This window comes from Ferruginibacter sp. HRS2-29, from assembly GCF_024343615.1.
In the GTDB taxonomy this organism is placed as follows: Bacteria; Bacteroidota; Bacteroidia; order Chitinophagales; family Chitinophagaceae; genus Ferruginibacter.
The window spans coordinates 1-14,601 of the sequence record NZ_RJUB01000162.1 but is presented as its reverse complement, the minus strand read 5'-3'; the positions used below and the strand labels follow the sequence as shown (position 1 = coordinate 14,601).

Below are 14,601 nucleotides of genomic sequence, written 5' to 3'. Positions count from 1 at the left end.
CTAATTCTTAATTTTAATTATTCTTCCTCTCTTATATTTGCCAAATGAAAAAAGCGGGCATATTAGGGGGGGGGCAATTGGGAAGGATGTTGTTGCAGGCAGCTGCCAATTATCCTGTTGAAACTTATGTATTGGAAAACGATGCAGAGTGCCCGGCGGCGCATCTTTGCGGGCATTTTACCAAAGGTGATATCACCAATTTTGATGATGTTTATAATTTTGGCAAAGGCCTGGATGTACTTACTATAGAGATTGAAAGCGTGAACCTTGAAGCGTTGGAAAAACTGGAGTCAGAAGGCGTGAAAGTTTTACCGAAGCCTTCGGCGTTAAGGATCATCAGGAATAAAATTTTACAGAAACAGTTTTACAAAGAAAACGAGATCCCCACCAGCGATTTTGTGATCACGAATAACCTTTCGGAATTACAGGGTCATGGAGATTTTTTACCGGCGGCACATAAACTCGCCCTTGGCGGATATGATGGCAAAGGTGTTCAGTTGTTGAAAAAAACGGAAGATATCCCTTCAGGTTTTGATGCCCCCTCGGTGCTTGAAAAACTGGTGCATATCAAAAAGGAAATTGCGGTGATCATTGCGATATCGCAAGACGGTGAGACCGCCATTTATCCGCCGGTCGACATGGTGTTTGACCAGCGCCTCAACCTCCTCAACTACCAGATCAGCCCGGCTGAATTGCCGGAGAAAGTTTTCTGGAAAGCCGAAGCCATCGCGTTGAAAGTGGTTAAACAATTGAAAAGTCCGGGTATATTCGCGATAGAATTATTTGCCGATATCGATGATAACGTATGGGTAAACGAAACTGCGCCACGGGTGCACAACAGCGGCCACCATACTATCGAAGCCAACTACAGCAGCCAGTTCGATATGCTGTGGCGCATCATGCTGGGCTATCCATTGGGAAATACGGATCATATACTTCCTGCAGCCATCGTAAACCTGATCGGCGAACCCGGACATTCGGGGCCGGCTGTGTACGATGGTCTTGATAAAGTGCTGGCAATGGATAATGTGTTTGTTCATATTTATGGCAAAACGCAAACAAAGCCCGGAAGAAAGATGGGGCATATTACGATCCTGAGCAGCGAGAAGCAGGAATTGCTGCATAAAGCGAATCAGATTAAGCACGTAATTAAGGTAATATCCAATTAAGAATTAAGAATTAAGAATTTGAGCGGAGATTGAAGCGAGCAAGGATCGCAGATTTCAAAGGGATGAAGGGGATTGCACAGATTGTTTTGCTGGCGCAAAACGAAAATGCAGTTTGTAAGATTAGTAAAAATCTTACAAACTGCATTTCTGTTTTTACGGAGTAAAAATAATCTGTGCAATCCCCTCCATCCCTTTGAAATCTGCGATCCCCTTTGGCTTAGATCAAAAAGTAAGTGTATTTGCCAGTCTCTTCAATTGTATTTCGGAAGACTTAGCCGCAAAATTCAGGTTTACCAACCGGTAGCCTGATTCTACGAAACTCTGTTGGGCATTTTTTACTTCTACGATAGTTGCTTGTTTGTATTCAAATCGCAGGAGCGCCAGGTCGAGCAATTTTTCTGATAACTGATAATTCTGCACGGCAGTATCCAGTTGGCTCAAAGTGTTGCTGTAAGCATGAAATTGTTTCACCACTTCGGCATTGTAATCCCTGAGCAATATATCTTTCTGTATACCTGCATTACGTACATCGATCTTCGCAACCTCTTGCTGACGGCGGAATGCAGAGCCATTGTAAATAGGTATCGCCACACTTATACCGACGGTAGGGCCAAAATTCTGATTGAGCAAAAGGTTACCGGCTGCTGCCTGGTTCCGGCTGAAATTATAGCCCGTAGTAGCCCTCACAGAAGGGTAACGCAGTGCCGCAGTTTCTTTTACGATCAGTTCATTGATCCTGATCTGGTTTTCCGCCGCCTTGATATCCGCATTTTTGGTAAGGCTGTTCATGATATTTTCCAGCTGCACGCCTTTATCTACAAGAATTGTATCATTTATGGTGATGGCTGAATCCGCTTTCAATGTAAGCTGCCGAAGTAATTCGGCTTTCGCCTGATCGATCACCAATTGCTGTGCAAGCTTTGATTGCTGTAATACATTCAGGTCGATCTGCGCCTGGAAAAGATCCGCATTGTTAGCCAGGCCTACTTCGCGACGGATCTTCACAATGTCGAGCTGTTTGTTGGATGCTTCGATCGACTGCTCGATCGTTTTTATATAATTCTGCTGGCGTACTACATCATAATAACCAAGCATCACATCTGCCAGTATGTTCTGCACCTGTGAATTGAGCAGTTCCTTACTTTGCAATTGTAATTCACCGAGGCGTTTTTTGGTAGCTACTACCCTTCCTCCATTATACAAAAGAATACTACCGGTAACGCCTGCACCAAAATTATTGGTCGCTGCATTGTTACGCCTGATCTCCGCACCAGTATTGAGTTTCTGGTTTACACTGGTGATCGATTCATTATCGCTCAATGTACCGGTAACCAGGGGCAAGCCACCGGCAACACCGATGTGGTTAAGGATACTGTCCGCTTCTATCCTGTTTTTTGCCAGTTGAATATCCAGGCTGTTTTTGAGCGCAATGTTAACCGCATCCTGCAATTGCAGGGATTGGGCGTTTGCACCAAAGGCGAAAACAATAAAACTATTTATTAGAAAAAATTTCTTTTTCATTCCTTGTTTTTATTTTCCGGGCACATCCTCTTTTGAAAATGCTCCGTTATCGTCTGTATTTTTTTTCTGATCATCCGTATCTGATAGTGTCGTGTTTTCATCCACAACTTCCGGCTGTATTGTCTCATGTTTTTCAGAAACGATCTTTTTACCAGTAAATTCATCCACTTCCTTATGCTGATGCTGCTTGCTCCTGGAAAGGAAAGTGTACATGGCAGGTATCACAAACAACGTAAGTATCAAAGAGAAAATGATACCCCCTACTACCACTATCCCTAATGGTACACGGCTCGTAGAGGCAGCGCCAAGGCTCAATGCAATAGGCAATGCACCAAACGAAGTAGCAAGGCTGGTCATCAGGATCGGGCGCAACCTTTGTTGCGAAGCGATCAGAATGGCTTCATATTTTGTATGGCCCTCTTCTCTCTTCTGATTCGCGAATTCTACGATAAGGATACCGTTCTTTGTTACAAGTCCTATAAGCATGATCATGCCTATCTCGGAAAATATATTCAATGTCTGGCCAAATATCGAAAGGCTTAACAATGCACCCGCCAATGCCAGCGGCACCGTGATCATGATGATGAGTGGATCTACGAAACTTTCAAATTGCGCAGCCAATACAAGATAGATCAATACCAATGCCAGTAAAAAAGCGAACAGGATATTTGAGGAACTCTCCGAATAATCCCTCGAAGGCCCCGAAAGGGCCGTCAGGTAAGACTCATCGAGGATCTTTGACCTGATGGCTTCCATCGCTTTGATACCATCTCCCACTGTATGTCCTTCGGAAAGTGATGCGGAAATAGTAGCCGCTTTATACCGGTTAAAGTGATACAACGAAGGCGGGCTGCTGCTTTCTTCCAGTTTTATTACGGCACTCAATGGTATGCTCTGGCCTTTGTTGTTGCGTACATACAGGCGTGAAATATCATCGGGTTTATCCCGGTCGCTTCGTTCTACCTGAGCGATCACCGAATATTGCCGGCCATCTTTTAAGAAGTATGCCAGCCTTCCTCCGCTGAAAGCGGATTGAATGGCCGATACCACGTCCTGCGAAGAAAGACCGAGATCTTTCACTTTCATCCGGTCGACAGTCAGTTCAATTTCAGGCTTGTTGAATTTAAGGTTCACATCCACGTTAGAGAATGTCTTATCCTTTCTGGCTTCATCCAAAAACCTAGGAATATCTTCCTTCATTTTTTCCAGGTCCTGGTTTTGCAGAACGAACTGCACCGGCAAACTCCCCCTGGAACCGGCGCCCACGGCGATCGTCTGTTCCTGGATGGCAAATATTTTTGCATCATTGAACCGCGCCATTTTCCTGTTCAGGTCATTTGCTATATCATTCTGCGAACGATCGCGGTCTCCCGGATCAACGAGCGCCAACCTGGGTTGCGTACTATTGATGGCACCTGCCGGCGTACGGGCAAAAACGAAATCCCTCTCCGGAACTGAATCATACAGGTAATTGCTGATATCATCCGCCGTCCTTTGCATTTTACTGTAACTCGTTCCTTCAGGTGCAGTAACGGTAAAACGTATGCTGCTCCTGTCTTCCAGCGGCGCGATCTCACTCTGAAGGCTTCCCCCGATAAGCCAGATCATTCCACCACAAACCACTATGACCAGCAATGCGATCCAACGCACTTTGAGAAAACCCGTGAGCCAGCGTTTGTACCCGTTTTCCATTCCCTGAAAAAACGGTTCCGTCTTCATGTAGAATTTTCCATGGCCTGGTTTTTTGCGGCTGAGCACCACATTCAGTACAGGCGTGATCGTTAGTGATACCAATGCCGAGATCAATACTGCTGCGGCCAGCGTAACACCAAATTCGCGGAAAAGCCGCCCGATGAAACCTTCGAGGAAGATCACGGGCAGGAACACGATCGCCAGTGTGATGGAAGTGGAAATAACCGCGAAGAAAATTTCCTTGCTTCCTTCCAGCGCCGCCTGTTTGATCGGTAACCCCTCTTCCACTTTCCGGAAGATATTCTCCGTGACCACAATACCATCATCCACCACAAGTCCCGTGGCCAGTACGATACCGAGCAGCGTCAATATATTTACCGAGAACCCGGAAATGTACATGATGAAGAAAGTGGCTACCAGCGAGATCGGGATATCGATCAACGGACGAATGGCGATAAGCCAGTCGCGGAAGAAGAAGAAGATCACGAGTACTACAAACCCGAAAGAGATGAACAGCGTTTCCTCCACTTCGCTGATGGACTTCCGTATATTCCTGGTATTGTCGAGCAGGATATTCATTTCGATATCCGACTTATTGTTCTTTTTTATCTGCTCCAGTTTTTTGTTGAAATCATCGGCTATCTGGATATTGTTGGCGCCGGGTTGCGGAATGATCACCAACCCTACCGCGTTAACACCATTGTATTTCCAGCTTTGTTCCAGCGTTTCAGGGCCTATTTCCACTCTTGCCACATCCTTCAATCGCACTATTCCTGCACTGTCTTCGCGGATGATGAGATCCTGGAATTCTTTTTCGGATGTTAGCCTGCCGACTGTTTTGATGGTGAGCTCGGTGTTGTTACCATAAATTTTGCCGGGCGGCAGATCGATATTTTCGGTATTGAGTGCTGTACGGATATCGGTAAATGAAACGCCGAAACCATCCATCTTATCCGGGTTGAGCCAGAGGCGCATCGCGTATCTTTTTTGCCCGAATATATTTACCGAACTCACTTCATTGATCGTCTGAAACTGTTGCTGCAGCACGTTTTCTGCATAATCACTCAGTTCGAGCAAGCCTTTGGTGCGGCTTTGCACGGCCAGTATCAGGATGAAATCACTGTTGGCATCAGCTTTTGTCACCACCGGTGGCGCATCGATATCCTGCGGAAGGCTGCGGCTGGCCTGGCCTACTTTGTCACGCACATCACTTGCCGCGGCTTCCAGGTCCACGCCCAGCTCAAACTCCACGGAAATATTGCTGCTACCCAGCGAACTGGAGGAAGTGATGGTTTTAATCCCCGGGATACCATTGATCTGTTTTTCCAGCGGCTCCGTGATCTGGCTCTCGATGATATCAGGATTGGCACCTGTATAAGAAGTGCTGATGCTGATCACCGCCGGATCGATAGCAGGGTAATCGCGGATGGCCAGGAAAGTAAACCCGACAATACCGAACAGGATGATCATCAGGTTGAGTACTGCTGCACCTACAGGCCTTCTTAGTGATAATTCTGATATATTCATAAAAACCGTAGGTTTTTAAATTGATAATTTTATAATGGATAATGGATAATGTTTTCAGCCGGAACGCAGTACAAATATTGAAAGGTTTTTCTCTCGGGAAAATTATCCATTATCCATTATTCCGTTATCCATTTACTTATTGTGCTTTCGAGGAATCTGCCGGCTGCAGCTCATTGATCTTTTTCACCCCACGTACTTTTAATTTACTTTTCGGACGGGCAAACAATACACCGGTCACCACAATGGAATCTCCCTGGTTCAGTCCCGAAATGATCTCTACCGTATTCGCTTCGCGATTGCCGGTCTGTACATTTACGAAATTGGCGATCCCGTTTTTCACTACGATCACCTGGTTGCTTTTGTCATCCGGAATGATAGCATTGGTAGGCACAACTATGGAATTCCTGTTCTTTCCGGCATCGATCTTCACTTTTACGAAAGCCCCCGGGCTTACTGTACCTTTGTCCAGCATTGCCCTTACTTTCAGGTTGCGGGTATCCGTATTGGCACCCGGCTCCATCGCTATGATGGTTGCTTTTACTTTATCCGTAGCGGTATCAGTATTCAGGTAAACGTCGATATCTGAACCGATCCTGATGATATTGCCATAAGCTTCCGGCAAAGTGAAATCGATCTTTACCTGGCTGAGTTGCTGGATGGTAGCCAGGATGGTGGCAGCCGATACATAAGCGCCCGGGCTCACCTGCCTTAAACCGGCGATACCTGAAAAAGGCGCCCTTATCACCGTTTTAGCGATCAGCGATTCAGTGTAGGCAATATCCGCCCGGTAACCGTTCACGGAATTCACTGCCAGGTCGTAATCACTCTGATTGATCCCGCCTACGTCCACCAGTTTTTTATAACGTTCTACAGTTTTAATGGCGAGGTCGAGTTGCACCCTGCTTTTGCCGATCTGTGCACGCAGATCGGCATCGTTGATCTTTGCCAGAACCTGCCCTTTTGCCACAGGCTTACCTTCCGGAATGTTGAGATAGGTGAGGCGGCCGCTTACTTCAGGCCGAAGTTCTACGTATTCTCCAGCCAGCACGGTACCATTGGCTTCCACTACATTACTGATGGGCTGAGGTTGGGCTATCATGACGTCGACTACAGTAGGAGGATTTTCTTTCGGCTTATCCGATTTTTTCGATTTGCCCTTGCAGGCAGAAAACAAGATCACCAGCGAGCATACGGCTGCCAGGAATTTAGAAGGATAATTCATTACATCTATTTAATAAATATTAAGCCAAATATAAAACAGTTTGCCAAGATAAGCCGGGCGCAATAATATGAATGGTAGCGAGATATGATTTAAAGTTGATATAACAGGAAGATTAGTGTTTAGGGATCAGAGTTTCGGCGTCAGGACACTAAACTCTATTCCCTAATCCCTAAACTATTACAAACATGTAGAATTTTTGTCGTTCTTTGCGTAAAAAATAACCCGATGCAACCAATAGTAGGGATCATAATGGGCAGCCAGAGCGATATGCCTGTGATGCAGGAAGCCGAAAAAATGCTTCAGCAGTTTGAAATACCGTACGAGATCACCATCGTTTCGGCGCATCGCACACCCGACCGTATGCGTACTTATGCTATGGAAGCCCGTGGCCGCGGACTGAAGGTGATCATTGCCGGGGCAGGCGGTGCGGCACATCTTCCTGGCATGGTGGCTGCTTATACCAGCCTGCCGGTGATAGGCGTGCCGGTAAAATCGTCTAATTCCATTGATGGATGGGATTCGGTACTGTCTATCCTCCAGATGCCGGGCGGAGTACCGGTGGCAACGGTAGCATTGAATGGGGCCAGGAATGCGGGGATATTGGCTACACAGATCATTGGCGCGAATGATAATGTGGTAGCAGAGAAACTGGATGGATATAAAAAGCAGCTCGAACTGGATGTGCTTAAGGGAATCAAATAAAGATATCAAAGATCAGCATCACGGATTTTAAATTGATTAGGCGATTACACAGATGATTTTTACTTCGTAAAAATAAAAATGCAGTTTATAAAAGTTGAATTACTTTATAAACTGCATTTTTATTTTGCGCCAGCAAAATATAATCTGTGTAATCGCCTAATCAATTTAAAATCCGTGATCGCTCTCTAGTTTCCTATGGCAGCCTTCAATTCTTCTTCAAACTTCTTCTCTTCCATTTCTTCCTCAAAAAATTTCCTGTACCCCGTTTTCTTATTGACGATCAACGTGGCCGGGATGGATCCACTCCATTTAGGATCGATCTTCGGACAGAAATAATTCGCATTGGTTTCGTCGAGCCACACGATGGTGGAGGTAAAATTGTGCGCCTTTGCGAAGCTGGCGATCTTTGCGGGGTAAAATGCCGGCAGGTCGAGGCTTACGAGTAATAGTTTCACGCCACGGTGTTTATACTGGTCCGTTACTTTGATGAACGATGGTATTTCTGCCACGCATGGTTTGCAGAAAGTAGCCCAGAAATTGATCACCAGTACCGAATCTTTTGAAGTGGCGATGTATTTTTCAATATCGGTGATCTTATACTTTTTGATGGATTGGCTGTTGGCCGCTATGGATAAAGTGATGAGGGAGAGGATGAGGAATGCTTTTTTCATGGGGCAAAGGTAACTTCGAAAAGTCAATAGTGAATAGGCAATAGTCAAAACTTTAACGTTTATAAAGTCAACCGAAGCTTTTCAAAAACAGTTCTATAAAAATCTGACTAAAACCCGCCTTCATGAACAACCTATCGAAGGTTTCACTATTGACTATTCCCTATTCACTAAATTTGGCTAATCCCCCATTTCAAACTAAATTTGCACACGAAATTCAGTTCACTGAACATACATCATCAAATCATACATTTTTATGGCATACGACGTAATAGTTTTAGGAAGCGGCCCGGGCGGATACCCTGCTGCAATCAGGGCAAGCCAGCTGGGCAAAAAAGTAGCTATCGTTGAAAAGGAGTCGTTGGGCGGTATCTGCCTCAACTGGGGTTGCATCCCTACCAAAGCATTGCTGAAAAGCGCGCAGGTTTTTGATTACACCAAACATGCAAGCACTTACGGACTGAACATCGCCGATCCTACGGCTGATTTCCCGGCAGTGATCACCCGCAGCCGAGGCGTAGCCGATAAAATGAGCAAGGGCATCCAGTTCCTGATGAAAAAGAACAAGATCGATGTGATCATGGGTACAGGTAAACTGGTAGCAGCCAATAAACTGGAAGTAACAGCAGCAGACGGCAGCAAACAAACTGTGGAAGCTAAAAATATCATCCTGGCAACAGGTGCCCGTGCAAGGGAATTACCGAGCATGAAGATCGATGGTCAAAAGATCATCGAATACCGTAAGGCAATGTCTTTGCCTACGCAACCAAAAAGCATGATCGTTTGCGGTAGCGGCGCTATCGGAAGCGAATTCGCCTATTTCTACAATACCATGGGTACCAAAGTGACCATCGTTGAGTTCATGCCGCGTATCGTGCCGGTAGAAGATGAAGATATCAGCAAGGAAATGGAAAAGCAGTTCAAGAAACAAGGTATCACCATCATGACCAACAGTGAAGTGACCAAAGTGGATACCAGCGGCGAAGGAGTGAAAGCTACCGTAAAAACTGCCGACGGCGAAGTGGTGCTGGAAGCCGATATCCTGTTGAGCGCTGTAGGTATCGTTGCCAATCTTGAAAATCTTGGCCTGGAAGAACTGGGTGTAAAAACTGAAAAAGGAAAGATCGTGGTGGATGCTTACCAGCAGACAAATGTACCGGGCCTGTACGCTATCGGGGATTGTACCCCTGGTCAGGCGTTGGCGCATGTGGCTACCAAAGAAGGTATCAATGCTGCTGAGCACCTGAGCGGTCATAAAGTAGACCTGCTGGATTACAATAATATCCCTGGTTGTACCTATACTTCTCCGGAAATAGCTTCTGTAGGATATACCGAAAAAGCGGCCAAAGAAGCAGGATATGAAATAAAAGTGGGCAAATTCCCATTCATAGCAAGCGGAAAAGCTGTGGCGGCAGGCGCCACCGAAGGTTTTGTAAAAGTGATCTTCGATGCGAAATATGGTGAATTCCTCGGATGTCATATGATCGGTATGAACGTAACGGAGATCATCGCGGAAGCCGTGGTTGCCCGTAAGCTTGAAACTACCGGGTATGAACTGATGAACGCTGTTCACCCGCACCCGACCATGAGCGAAGCGCTGAAGGAAGCTACTGCTGCAGCTTATGGCGAAGCAATCGACATTTAAGTTGGCAGATGTGACAACTTTTTATAAGCATGAAGAAGAAAGGGATTGCAGGGAAACCTGTAGTCCTTTTTTTATTTCCCGTAAAGGCACAAAGAGGAAAGTAAAAGGCGCAAAGGAATTTATTATAATTTTTGCCTCTTTGCGAAATCTTTGCGACTTTGCGTGAAACTTCCTCCCATGATCTCCAGGCCAGACATCAAAGACGTGGAAAGCTATATCACCGGTTTTCCTGCAGCTACGCAAAAACTGCTGAAGCAATTGCGCACCACCATCCGCAAAGCTGCACCGGGAGCGGAAGAATACATCGGTTACCAGATGCCGGCCTATAAATTCCATGGCCCGCTGGTGTATTTTGCCGGCTACGAGCGCCACATCGGTTTTTATCCCGGCGCTTCGGGAATAGAAAATTTCAAGAAAGAGATCGCTGGTTATAAACATGCGAAAGGTTCCGTGCAGTTTCCGCTGGATAAGCCACTGCCGCTGGACCTCGTGAAGCAGATCGTAGCATTTCGTATACAGGAAAACCTCGGGAAGACTGAAGCAAAAAGATTGAAGAAAAAGAATAAATAGCGCCTGATGGAAAAAGTTTACATCGTCGATAAAGAATACGACACCCAATCTTTCGCGGAGCAAAAACTTGCCGAAGGCGATTACGAGAACTGCACGTTCATCAATTGTGATTTTTCCAATGCCGACATCAGCGGGGTGAATTTTATAGAATGCAGTTTCCGCGGCTGCAATTTCAGTCTCGTGAATTCGGCGAATACAGCCTGGCGGAATATTTCCTTCAATGATTGCAAATTATTAGGCGTACGCTTCGATCAATGCAAACCATTATTATTTGAAGTTCGCTTTGAAAAATGCCTCCTCAATTTTTCTTCGTTTTATAAACTTAAAGCGAAAGGCACCTTCTTCGATGATTGTGTTTTACACGAAGTGGATTTCACCGAGGCTAATCTGACAGAAGCCATTTTCAAAGACTGCGACCTCGCCGGCTCCGTGTTTGATGAAACCAACCTGGAGCAGGCTGACTTCCGCACAGCCCTCCACTACTCCATCGATCCGGAACTTAACAGGATAAAAAAGGCGAAATTTTCTTCGGATGGAATTGCAGGGCTACTGGATAAATATGATATTGAAATAGACTAGATGATAATGGATAATTAGTAAAAAAGCACTCAGCGCGTCAACTCTTTCGAACTCATTATCAATTATCCATTATCCACCTCTTTGTCCCTCCTGCCCCTTTCAAAGTCTTCTTTAGCCCCATACGTTCCGGATGCAACGGAATAACTTTGATGTATCGATCATCTATTTTAAAGCATTCATCATGGCAACAGCAAATCCTTATTTGAATTTCAACGGCAACACCGAAGAAGCATTCAACTTTTACAGATCCGTTTTTGGCGGCGAATTCACTACACTCCAGCGTTTCGAAGGCACACCGGGCTGTGAGCATATTCCACTGAATGAACAAAAAGGCATCATGCATGTAGCGTTGCCGATCTCCTCTAATTCAATATTGATGGGTACGGATGTGCCAAGCGTTATGCCGCAGGTTACCACGGGCACCAATATTTCCATTTCTTTGAATACCGAAAGCGAAGAAGAATCGCATAAACTGTTCGATGGCTTGTCGGCAGGGGGCAAGGTGGATATGCCTTTGGAAAAAATGTTCTGGGGCGCCCTGTTTGGTATGCTCACCGATAAATTCGGCATACAATGGATGGTAAATTACGATTACTGACAAACAAAACAGAGTGATTAAATCTTCATGCGTTCCCTGCCCAACATAGAGATCTTTCGAACCGATGTATACGATCGTGCCGAAGCCGATATGATCGTGGAGCGGCTGCATGCGGCATTCACAGCATATCTTGCCAATTTCGACCTGCATGATTGTGACCGGATACTGCGGATCGAAAGCCGATCGGGAGAGATAGCCGCTGCTCCTGTGATTAAGATGATGGAAGAAATGGGATATGAAGCTACTTTGATCTATGATGTATGATCTATGATGTATGATCTCCTTCTGATTAAAGGACATTAATGAAATGAACATTCTTCTGACCAGAAGACATCATAGATCATAGATTATCTGATCGCAAATTCCTGTCCTGCTACATAAATACTCATCACTATCTCCCCGGCATAAATCAATCCTTTGGCGGTAATCCCTGTATTACGTGGTTTTGAAAGTACCAACACCTGGGCTTCTCCCGTAACGGAAATTTTGTTGCCAGGTTTTACAATGATCGCGGTGGCTTCATCGATGCCGATACAAAGTTGATCCGGATGCTCTGAAAGTGCTGATATCAAACGGTTGTAGCGGCTGCGCACAATAAAATGCTGATCTACAATGGCGTTTTTCAATAACCCAAGCCCGGGTTCAAATTCGATATTCCCTTTTACGATCTTTTTGAAAGTAGCATTGTAACCCGTATTACTGATGAGCTCTTTTCCCGTGATCATCTGTTTACTCATCACCGCAGCACCGGCACTTGTACCCGCGATGGTTGCCCCGCTATTATATGCCTGTTGGATAACAGATGCAACCGGAGTATATTTTATCGATTTCATGAACCTCGACTGATCACCACCGGAAATGAAGATCAGCTTCGCTTTCCCCAAAGAATCCAGCCGGGATCCCGGAGCATCGTTGCTGTCGAATCTCAGGCACACCATCACGTTGGCAGTTATCCCCTCCAATGATTTTTTCATGTAAAAAAATGCGCTGTCCGGCTCTTCACTTGCCATGGGCAATACCACGATATAATCTGCCGGTGACAGCTTCGCCACGTCCAGCATGGTTTTCATCAGTTCAGGCCCGCGATTGCCGCCACCGATAATAAACAGGTTCCCCTGCGGGGATTTTTTTTGCGCCAGCAATAACACCGGTGAAGATGCTGCTATGAGAAGCAGAGAAATGATTTTAAGCATACATGAATATAATGTTATAATGGATAATGTTACAATGGATAATATTGATCATTATAAATTTATTCATTATACCATTATCCATTATACCATTATCCATTATACCATTATCCATTATACCATTATCCATTATACCATTATCCATTATACTATTATCCATTTAATTATTATCTTTCTGCATGCAAAAAAATCAATACCGTATCAATTCCATCGATATACTTCGCGGACTGGTAATGATCATCATGGCACTGGATCATACCCGGGATTATTTTCACAGCAGCGCGATCACTGCCGATCCGATGAATCCGGAAACTACCACCATCCCATTGTATTTCACCCGCTGGATCACGCATTATTGCGCCCCGATATTCGTATTGTTATCAGGTATCTCCGCATTCCTTTCTTCCAAAAACAAAAGTCGGAAAGAGGCTTCCGCATTCCTCATAAAACGTGGCATCTGGCTGGTGATAGTGGAAATAGTGATCGTAACACTGGGCATATTTTTCAACCCGTTTTACAATTTCATCATGCTGCAGGTAATATGGGCTATCGGCTGCAGTATGATCCTGCTTGGTTTGCTGACACGTATTTCCGGTAAACTCATACTGCCGATCGGGCTACTGCTGGTGGTAGGGCACAATGCACTGGATTATGCCAACCTTCCTGCTACAGGCTTTGCAGCCAATATATGGAAAGTCTTTTTTACCGCAAGAGGCACGATCATACCACTGGGTCCGGCACATTTCATCGGTGCATTTTATGCAATTCTGCCCTGGACAGGAATCATGTTCACCGGTTATGCAATGGGCCGTTGGTTTGTGAAAGAGATGGATGCCAGTCGCAGGAAAAAATTGTTACTGATTACAGGTTCCGCCATGATCGTGCTATTTATTGTAAGCCGTTTGCTCCAAGGTTATGGCGATCCGGGCAGATGGGTCAATGGGGAACATAGTTTACTTTCGTTCCTCGATACCAGCAAATACCCACCTTCGCTGCAATACACCTGCATGACTCTTGGCCCGGGAATGATATTACTGGCGCTTCTTGAAAACATAAAAGCCCGCTGGACGGATGTTGTCAGCATTTATGGCCGCGTGCCGTTCTTCTACTACATCCTGCATATTTACCTGCTTCATTTCCTGCTGGTCATTGTCTTTTTCGCCAGCGGTTATGGTATGTCGCAGATTGCCAGCGATCCGCCATTCCTTTTCAGGCCACGTAATTTCGGCTATGGGTTACCGGTAGTATACCTCATCTGGATATCCGTAGTGGGGGTTTTGTATCTTCCGTGCAAGTGGTTCAATAAATATAAGATGGAACATGGGCAGTGGTGGTTGAAATACATTTGATCAATTACGAATTACGAATTACGAATTACGAATTACGAATTACGAATTACGAATTACGAATTACGAATTACGAATTACGAATTTGAGCGAAGATTGAAGCATAGAAGGGATCACAGATTTAAAATGGATTAGGGGATTACACAGATTATTTTACTTCGTAAAAATGAAA

The 14,601-nt window shown here is 45.2% G+C and carries 13 protein-coding genes; 8 read left to right on the top strand and 5 right to left on the bottom strand.

Annotated elements, in window-relative coordinates; all coding sequences use genetic code 11:
* The first annotated feature begins 44 nt into the window (after positions 1–44).
* On the top strand, positions 45–1,169 hold the full coding sequence (locus EGI32_RS20175) for a 5-(carboxyamino)imidazole ribonucleotide synthase (RefSeq protein ID WP_255157473.1): 1,125 nt from the start codon (positions 45–47) through the stop codon (positions 1,167–1,169).
* A 222-nt stretch (positions 1,170–1,391) separates the two neighbouring features.
* Here the strand turns inward: EGI32_RS20175 and EGI32_RS20170 are convergent, their stop codons facing one another.
* The 3 genes from EGI32_RS20170 to EGI32_RS20160 all read right to left on the bottom strand — a co-directional run bounded on the left by EGI32_RS20170 (position 1,392) and on the right by EGI32_RS20160 (position 7,131).
* Complete coding sequence (locus tag EGI32_RS20170) at positions 1,392–2,690, bottom strand: TolC family protein (RefSeq protein WP_255157472.1); 1,299 nt, start codon at positions 2,688–2,690, stop codon at positions 1,392–1,394.
* Between the two features lie 9 nt (positions 2,691–2,699).
* On the bottom strand, positions 2,700–5,909 hold the full coding sequence (locus tag EGI32_RS20165) for an efflux RND transporter permease subunit (protein WP_255157471.1): 3,210 nt from the start codon (positions 5,907–5,909) through the stop codon (positions 2,700–2,702).
* Between the two features lie 136 nt (positions 5,910–6,045).
* Positions 6,046–7,131: an efflux RND transporter periplasmic adaptor subunit gene (locus EGI32_RS20160; RefSeq protein WP_255157470.1), complete on the bottom strand. Its 1,086-nt coding sequence runs from the start codon at positions 7,129–7,131 to the stop codon at positions 6,046–6,048.
* Positions 7,132–7,356: 225 nt separating this feature from the next.
* On the opposite strand from EGI32_RS20160, the gene purE reads away from it, so the two are divergent.
* Positions 7,357–7,833 carry a 5-(carboxyamino)imidazole ribonucleotide mutase gene (purE, locus tag EGI32_RS20155; RefSeq protein WP_255157469.1) on the top strand — a complete coding sequence of 159 codons (477 nt, stop codon included), beginning with the start codon at positions 7,357–7,359 and terminating at the stop codon, positions 7,831–7,833.
* A 185-nt stretch (positions 7,834–8,018) separates the two neighbouring features.
* Here the strand turns inward: purE and EGI32_RS20150 are convergent, their stop codons facing one another.
* Positions 8,019–8,504, bottom strand: coding sequence for a TlpA disulfide reductase family protein (locus EGI32_RS20150; protein WP_255157468.1), 486 nt, complete (start codon positions 8,502–8,504; stop codon positions 8,019–8,021).
* 253 nt (positions 8,505–8,757) lie between these two features.
* Between EGI32_RS20150 and lpdA the strand changes: the two genes are divergently transcribed.
* From lpdA to EGI32_RS20125, 5 genes are all read left to right on the top strand, one after another.
* Complete coding sequence (lpdA, locus tag EGI32_RS20145) at positions 8,758–10,146, top strand: dihydrolipoyl dehydrogenase (RefSeq protein ID WP_255157467.1); 1,389 nt, start codon at positions 8,758–8,760, stop codon at positions 10,144–10,146.
* A gap of 177 nt (positions 10,147–10,323) precedes the next feature.
* Positions 10,324–10,716, top strand: a complete 393-nt coding sequence (locus tag EGI32_RS20140; RefSeq protein ID WP_255157466.1) for an iron chaperone — start codon at positions 10,324–10,326, stop codon at positions 10,714–10,716.
* 6 nt (positions 10,717–10,722) lie between these two features.
* Complete coding sequence (locus tag EGI32_RS20135; RefSeq protein ID WP_255157465.1) at positions 10,723–11,295, top strand: pentapeptide repeat-containing protein; 573 nt, start codon at positions 10,723–10,725, stop codon at positions 11,293–11,295.
* A 130-nt stretch (positions 11,296–11,425) separates the two neighbouring features.
* Positions 11,426–11,893, top strand: coding sequence for a VOC family protein (locus EGI32_RS20130; RefSeq protein ID WP_255157464.1), 468 nt, complete (start codon positions 11,426–11,428; stop codon positions 11,891–11,893).
* A 27-nt stretch (positions 11,894–11,920) separates the two neighbouring features.
* On the top strand, positions 11,921–12,157 hold the full coding sequence (locus tag EGI32_RS20125; protein ID WP_255157463.1) for a hypothetical protein: 237 nt from the start codon (positions 11,921–11,923) through the stop codon (positions 12,155–12,157).
* An 83-nt stretch (positions 12,158–12,240) separates the two neighbouring features.
* On the opposite strand, the gene EGI32_RS20120 is transcribed toward EGI32_RS20125, so the two are convergent.
* Positions 12,241–13,086: a cyanophycinase gene (locus EGI32_RS20120; protein WP_255157462.1), complete on the bottom strand. Its 846-nt coding sequence runs from the start codon at positions 13,084–13,086 to the stop codon at positions 12,241–12,243.
* 176 nt (positions 13,087–13,262) lie between these two features.
* On the opposite strand from EGI32_RS20120, the gene EGI32_RS20115 reads away from it, so the two are divergent.
* The gene (locus EGI32_RS20115) at positions 13,263–14,432 is read left to right on the top strand and encodes a DUF1624 domain-containing protein (RefSeq protein ID WP_255157461.1); all 1,170 of its coding nucleotides are present in this window, start codon (positions 13,263–13,265) and stop codon (positions 14,430–14,432) included.
* The last annotated feature ends 169 nt before the right edge of the window (positions 14,433–14,601 follow it).

Excerpts from the sequence above, each read along its gene's own strand:
- EGI32_RS20175 (WP_255157473.1), top strand. The coding sequence starts at position 45 with ATGAAAAAAGCGGGCATATTAGGGGGGGGGCAATTGGGAAGGATGTTG.
- EGI32_RS20170 (WP_255157472.1), bottom strand. The coding sequence starts at position 2,690 with ATGAAAAAGAAATTTTTTCTAATAAATAGTTTTATTGTTTTCGCCTTT.
- EGI32_RS20165 (WP_255157471.1), bottom strand. The coding sequence starts at position 5,909 with ATGAATATATCAGAATTATCACTAAGAAGGCCTGTAGGTGCAGCAGTA.
- EGI32_RS20160 (WP_255157470.1), bottom strand. The coding sequence starts at position 7,131 with ATGAATTATCCTTCTAAATTCCTGGCAGCCGTATGCTCGCTGGTGATC.
- purE (WP_255157469.1), top strand. The coding sequence starts at position 7,357 with ATGCAACCAATAGTAGGGATCATAATGGGCAGCCAGAGCGATATGCCT.
- EGI32_RS20150 (WP_255157468.1), bottom strand. The coding sequence starts at position 8,504 with ATGAAAAAAGCATTCCTCATCCTCTCCCTCATCACTTTATCCATAGCG.
- lpdA (WP_255157467.1), top strand. The coding sequence starts at position 8,758 with ATGGCATACGACGTAATAGTTTTAGGAAGCGGCCCGGGCGGATACCCT.
- EGI32_RS20140 (WP_255157466.1), top strand. The coding sequence starts at position 10,324 with ATGATCTCCAGGCCAGACATCAAAGACGTGGAAAGCTATATCACCGGT.
- EGI32_RS20135 (WP_255157465.1), top strand. The coding sequence starts at position 10,723 with ATGGAAAAAGTTTACATCGTCGATAAAGAATACGACACCCAATCTTTC.
- EGI32_RS20130 (WP_255157464.1), top strand. The coding sequence starts at position 11,426 with ATGCAACGGAATAACTTTGATGTATCGATCATCTATTTTAAAGCATTC.
- EGI32_RS20125 (WP_255157463.1), top strand. The coding sequence starts at position 11,921 with ATGCGTTCCCTGCCCAACATAGAGATCTTTCGAACCGATGTATACGAT.
- EGI32_RS20120 (WP_255157462.1), bottom strand. The coding sequence starts at position 13,086 with ATGCTTAAAATCATTTCTCTGCTTCTCATAGCAGCATCTTCACCGGTG.
- EGI32_RS20115 (WP_255157461.1), top strand. The coding sequence starts at position 13,263 with ATGCAAAAAAATCAATACCGTATCAATTCCATCGATATACTTCGCGGA.